Here is a 5,448-nt window from a genome sequence, read left to right as displayed (position 1 = left end):
CCGTCAGCGAGGCCCACGCGGCCGAGTGCAGCGTCCGGTGCGCCGCCTCGACGGCGCGGTCGACATCGGCCTCGGTCGCGGCTGGCATCGTCGCCCAGGGCGCTCCTGTGGACGGATCAGTGCTTTCGAAGGTGGCGGTCGGCGTATCGAACGCCCCATCGATGAAGTTGCTGAAGGCCACAAGGGTCATTGCCGCCTCCCATCCGCGAAGGCCGGCATCACCTTGTCGACGAACAGCTGCAGCGACTTCTTCTTGCGCTCATGTGGCAGGCCGCTGTCGATCCAGATCGAATACTGGTCATAGCCGAGCGCCTCATATGCCTTCAGCCGGGCGATCACCTCTTCAGCTTCGCCGATCACCAGGTTCTGTCGGATTTTGTCCGGCGCATATTGCGGCATGGCCGCAATCTCATCGTCGGAGAGCGCTTCCAATATGCCTTGGCGAACCGGCTTCTTGTTCTGGAACCAGGCGCCGAACTGGCAGTAGAACAGCGACAGGTCCTTGGTCAGCTGCTCCGCATCGGCGGCGTCCTCGGCAACGAATGTGTGCATCAGCAGCATAATATCGGGGCGGGCCATGTCGGGATGCGCCGCGCACGCCGCGTTGAAGCGTTCCATCAGGCTGGTTACCTCGTCGTCGCCCGAGGCGAGCGGCGTCACCTGGACGTTGCAGCCGTTGGACACGGCGAAGTCGTGCGAGTTCGGATCGCGCGCCGCCACCCAGATCGGCGGGTGCGGCTTTTGCACCGGTTTGGGCGACGAGGTGGTCGAGGGAAACGACCAGAACTCCCCGGACATCTCGAAGTCGCCCTCCCAGAGGCCCTTGATAGCGGGGATGACCTCGCGCATGCGCTGGCCCGCGCCCCAGGCGTCGAGCCCCGGGAACAGGCGCTGGTATTCATAGCTGTAGGCGCCGCGCGCGATGCCGATGTCGAGCCGGCCGCCGGTGACGACATCGGTCATTGCTGCTTCGCCGGCGAGCTTGATCGGATGCCAGAACGGCGCGACGACCGTTCCTGTGCCAAGCCGGATGCGCTGCGTCCTGGCGCCGAGATAGGCGATGTTGATGAACGGGTTTGGCGAGATGGTGAACTCCATGCCGTGGTGCTCGCCGATCCAGGCCGTCTCGAAACCTGCCGCCTCGGCCATCACGACCAGTTCCTCAAGCTCGTCGATGAGCTCGGCATGCGGCTTTGCCGGGTCCGAGCGTTCCATATGGACGAAGAGCGAGAACTTCATATCTGTTCACCCCGAAGTGTTCATGGCTGCCGGCTTGGCGAGCGGACGGACTTCACCTTCGACCTCGTTGCCGACATAGACGCCAAACGCATCCTCCCGACATTCGCGAACATAGCGGGCAAGCATCGAGCGCACAGCAGCGTCGGCGATGTTCAGTCCGGCAATCCTGTCGATGTCGACGAGCCGGACCTTGCCGTCGCTGGAGTGGGGCGCGTCTACCGTGCCGCGGTAGTAGACATGCGTTCGCGGTGGGCTTGCTGCGTCGTCCCAGACCGCAAACAGGAATCCGAGATGAGCCTCGATGGCTTTCGCAGCGAGGCGTCCCCTGAGGCTTCGCGGGTCGCCGGGCGAGCCCAGCCCTCGGCCCGCCGGCAGTTCGAAAAAGCCGTCTACGGTTTCGAAGAACAGCACGCGGCCGTCATCTTCGAGGATGGCGCCGACCTCCATGTCGGGCGGCGCCGCCGCCAGCGCTTCCTGGCTGAGCCCGGGCGAGACATAGGCGCCACGGCAATAGCCGAGGGGCTGCGATGAATTGTGGGCGAATTCGCGAACGCGGCCGATGAGGATCGAATGGTCGCCGGCGTCGACCAATTGCTCCATGTCACAGTCGAACGTCGCCACCGATCCACCGAGCAGCGGGCTGCCGGTCGGGCCGAAGCGCCATTCGACAGCCGCAAACTTGTCCTGCGATTTCGAAGCGAAGACGCCGGATGCGGCTCGCTGTTCCTCCGAGAGCACGTTGATGGCAAAGCACTTCGAGGTCGAAAACACCGGATGACCCAGCGCTTTCTTGGCGATGCAGACCAGCACAAGCGGCGGATCGAGCGAAACGGATGTAAACGAATTGGCGGTGAAGCCTCGAGGCTCTCCTTCCGGCCCGATCGCGGTGACGATGGTAACGCCGGTCAGGAAGGAACCGAGCGCCCGCCTGAATTCGCCGGCGTCGAAGGCTGCGTCCATCGCCGGTCGCCCCGATGTGCTTGCGCCGTCGTTGCTCTCGAGAAAATCGACAATGCGCCGTGTGACCATTTCTGGCGAGGCTACGGCCATCATATGTCGTTCGTTCTCCAGAACGACGCAGCGACCGCGCGGCGCGAGGCGGGCCATCGCCGCCGACATCTCAGGTGACGAATTTTTGTCCTGCGAGCCGGTCATGAACAGGGCCGGCACCGCAAGACCGGAAAGACGATCGCCATGCGCTGCATCGGCATGGGCGAAAAGTCGATAGGTGCGCGCATAACCTTCGGAGTTGACACTCTGCAATGCCGCGCGCGTCGTCCTTGCCGCCTCGGCCAGGCTGTCGGGAACCGGGTTGCCGAACCAGCGCGCGATCGTTGCGTCCGTCCCTGACGGGTTTTCCGCGCCGTTCAATTCGGCGGCGCGTTCACGCACCGCCTGCGCAAGGGCCGCCGGGCGGCGAAAGACCGCGTTGAGCGACACGATGCTGCGGACCCGTTCGGGAGCATCGAGAGCGATTTCCTGCCCGACCAGCGCCCCCATTGAATGGCCAACAATTGAGACGGCACCCAAGCCAAGGTGATCAAGAAGCCGGATCGCCTGTCGGGCATAGTCGGCAAGGCTGGCGTCCTCGGGTGGTAGCGGCGACCGCCCGTGTCCCAGCATGTCGATCGCGATCACATCCCATCTGTCCTTCATCAGCTCGATCTGTGGGCCCCAGACCGCCGCATTCATGCCGACGCCGTGGATGAGGAGGACCGGCGCGCCGAATCCGGCACGGATGAAGCCAGTGCCGTCAGGCGCCGTTCCGCGATGCCAGCCAGGGGCGGTCAGCTCAGCCATGCAGGTCGCCAACCTCCTTGAGATCCTGATAGCGGTCGCCGATGCGATGATGAGGTCGTCCGCCAATCGAGGCGCCAAGCGCCACCACCAGCTCGTCCGGCGCCGGTGCATCGCCGATCTGGAAATGCACTGTCAGGTAGTGCGAACGTCGGCCTTCATCGTTCTTGTCCATGAGCGGGATCATGATGGGTGTGTTCGGCCCGCCACGGAGGTTGGTGAAGGCAAGATAGGTCTTGGCGCCGACGGCACGCCGATAGTGGTTGCCGAAATGCAGCGTGTGGATGAGCGCGGAGGCATGCTCGATCTCGCCCGAAGTGCCGCATATTGCGGCCTTGCCGTAGCCTTCGATCGCTTCGCCGGATCCCGCGACTGCGAGAATTTCATGGGTCAGCATCTCCCCCAAAACCGGCGCATAGGCGCGGATCTCGGGAGAAAGGTCCTCGATGAAACCGCGCCCGGCCCAGGGATTGTCGAGCACTGCCGCCACGCCGATCAGGCGCAGCGCCCGGGGAGCCATCTTGCCGCCTTCAATCAGCGTGTTCTCGACATAGGTGACGATTTTTCGGATGGCCGGCTTCATCGAATCCTCGGTGGTGGATCGGGCGAGACATCCGGAAAGTTCCTTTTGCCGCGACAATCTTATGGTATACCATACTACTGAAAACCAAATCCCTTGTCAACGGATCGTCGAATCTGTTTCTTTGCGGATGCTGGGAGAGAAGAATTGGCCGACGACACGCTCAGGATCGAACGATCCACCAAGACGCTCAGAACACTGGCGCTGGAGCGCATGCGAGACGCGATCATGGGGTTTCACTTCCAGCCCGGCGAAAGATTGGTCGAACGGCCGCTTTGCGACCAGCTCGGCGTCAGTCGCTCGGTGGTGCGCGAAGTTCTGCGGCAGTTGGAGACCGAGGGGCTTGTCCAGATGATACCTGGCCACGGACCTGCCGTGGCCCGCCCAGATCTCAGCCGCACCGACGAGATTTACGAACTGCGCGCTCTGATGGAAGGCATCGCAGCGCGTGCCTGTGCGCTCACGGCGACGCAGGACCAGATCGCCGCGCTTGAGGGCGCATTGGATGTGCTGCTCACGGCGTGGGCCTCAGCCAATCCGATCGAGGTGATGCGGGCGACTACAAAATTCTATGAAGTGCTTTTCGATGCCGCCGACAAGCGCATCGCCTGGGAGATCGTCCAGGGCCTGAACGTCCGCATCAACCAACTGCGTTCCATGACGATCGCTTCGGTGAATCGTCGCGATGCCGCAATCGCCGAAATGACCGACATCATGAACGCGATCAAGTCGCGCAACGGCGATGATGCCGAAGCCGCGGCCCGGCGACATGTGGAGCAGGCGTGGCGAATTGCGCAACAGACCCTTCGCCATAGCTGAGGCAGAAACTTCACATTAGGGAATCGCCCGTCGCCCTCGCATTGACGCACCGCAGGCATTCCAACACGCATCCAACCCGATGACATAGCAGCAACAATGGCGTTGTTCCTGATAGCGCACTCTGGGTTTGCTGGTGTGGATGCTATTTCGAGCGTATTCTCTTCCTTAGGGAACAAGCCAGGTCGACCTCGATTGGCGGTCGCTTGCGCTCGGCCGCTCCGCTCGGGAGGAGCCTCTGATTGCGATGGCGCGCTTTGCTCACCTTGCCCTTCTCGCCGTCGCCTTGGCATTATTGCCTGGAATTGCGCTGGCTGGGGAGCCTTTCGTCCCGAGCTGGATCAAGAACGATCCTGCAGCCAAGACAGTGGCCATAGAGATTGTTGCCGATTGGAACCAAGTCGAGCGGTATCGCAGGGACAACATCCGGACCGACATTATCGACTTCAACGGTTACTGGGGCGGCAATCTCACCATCGTCGTGCCAGCAGAATGGTCGGTAGAGATCGAGTTCATCAATGGCTCCTCGTCTTTCCGGCACAGCCTGATGGTGACCAGGGTCTACGCTCAGTCAGAGATGCCAGTGGAGTTGACGGCCGAGGATGCTATCTGGGGGGTGTACACCGATCCGCCGGAGGGAATTAAAATCAATGAGCGGAGGCAACTCAACTTTGTTGCGCAGCAGGCCGGGAACTATTTCCTCGCCTGTGCCAGACAAACGCATCTGATGGACGGACACTGGATCGGTTTCGAGGTGAGAGACAGCATCAAACAGGCCGTGGCAATCATAGACGAAACCAATTTTCCGCAGGAGCAGCCTCCAGGGCGCCCTTAGGGGGTATGCGAGCTAGCCGCGCATTATGGCGTGGTCGTGGAGATCAATGCAAATCCAAGGCGGCTTATCTGGAAACTCGAGAGTATTGGCGTGCCCGAGCAGGTTAGAACTGCTTCTGCTTGCCAAGCCACCAGCGAGGCAGCGCTTTCGTCACTACAAGGGCAATTCTGTACGGCCTGGT

At 62.1% G+C, this 5,448-nt stretch carries 6 protein-coding genes; 2 read left to right on the top strand and 4 right to left on the bottom strand.

Annotated elements, in window-relative coordinates; all coding sequences use genetic code 11:
- The 4 genes from EOA85_RS26200 to EOA85_RS26185 form a co-directional block, all read right to left on the bottom strand.
- The coding region (locus EOA85_RS26200) for an aldehyde dehydrogenase family protein (RefSeq protein ID WP_127211705.1) at positions 1-190 on the bottom strand (190 nt) is incomplete at its 3' end.
- Complete coding sequence (locus EOA85_RS26195) at positions 187-1,239, bottom strand: LLM class flavin-dependent oxidoreductase (protein WP_127211704.1); 1,053 nt, start codon at positions 1,237-1,239, stop codon at positions 187-189. The genes EOA85_RS26195 and EOA85_RS26200, both read right to left, overlap by 4 nt.
- A 6-nt stretch (positions 1,240-1,245) precedes the next feature.
- The gene (locus tag EOA85_RS26190) at positions 1,246-3,039 is read right to left on the bottom strand and encodes an alpha/beta fold hydrolase (protein WP_127211703.1); all 1,794 of its coding nucleotides are present in this window, start codon (positions 3,037-3,039) and stop codon (positions 1,246-1,248) included.
- Positions 3,032-3,619 (bottom strand): amino acid synthesis family protein, encoded by a 588-nt coding sequence (locus EOA85_RS26185; protein WP_127211702.1) that lies wholly within the window; start codon positions 3,617-3,619, stop codon positions 3,032-3,034. Before EOA85_RS26185 ends, EOA85_RS26190 begins: the two co-directional genes overlap by 8 nt.
- A gap of 144 nt (positions 3,620-3,763) precedes the next feature.
- On the opposite strand from EOA85_RS26185, the gene EOA85_RS26180 reads away from it, so the two are divergent.
- On the top strand, positions 3,764-4,435 hold the full coding sequence (locus EOA85_RS26180; RefSeq protein ID WP_127211701.1) for a GntR family transcriptional regulator: 672 nt from the start codon (positions 3,764-3,766) through the stop codon (positions 4,433-4,435).
- A 244-nt stretch (positions 4,436-4,679) separates the two neighbouring features.
- Positions 4,680-5,267 carry a sulfocyanin-like copper-binding protein gene (locus tag EOA85_RS26175; protein ID WP_245486011.1) on the top strand — a complete coding sequence of 196 codons (588 nt, stop codon included), beginning with the start codon at positions 4,680-4,682 and terminating at the stop codon, positions 5,265-5,267.
- The last annotated feature ends 181 nt before the right edge of the window (positions 5,268-5,448 follow it).

The organism is Mesorhizobium sp. M5C.F.Ca.IN.020.29.1.1, from assembly GCF_003997375.1.
In the GTDB taxonomy this organism is placed as follows: domain Bacteria; phylum Pseudomonadota; class Alphaproteobacteria; order Rhizobiales; family Rhizobiaceae; genus Mesorhizobium; species Mesorhizobium wenxiniae.
The sequence above is the reverse complement of the archived record's forward strand: the minus strand, read 5'-3'. Positions and strand labels throughout refer to the sequence as shown.

Bases quoted from the DNA above. Each gene is read 5' to 3' on its own strand.
- EOA85_RS26195 (WP_127211704.1), bottom strand. From the start codon at position 1,239: ATGAAGTTCTCGCTCTTCGTCCATATGGAACGCTCGGACCCGGCAAAG.
- EOA85_RS26190 (WP_127211703.1), bottom strand. From the start codon at position 3,039: ATGGCTGAGCTGACCGCCCCTGGCTGGCATCGCGGAACGGCGCCTGAC.
- EOA85_RS26185 (WP_127211702.1), bottom strand. From the start codon at position 3,619: ATGAAGCCGGCCATCCGAAAAATCGTCACCTATGTCGAGAACACGCTG.
- EOA85_RS26175 (WP_245486011.1), top strand. From the start codon at position 4,680: ATGGCGCGCTTTGCTCACCTTGCCCTTCTCGCCGTCGCCTTGGCATTA.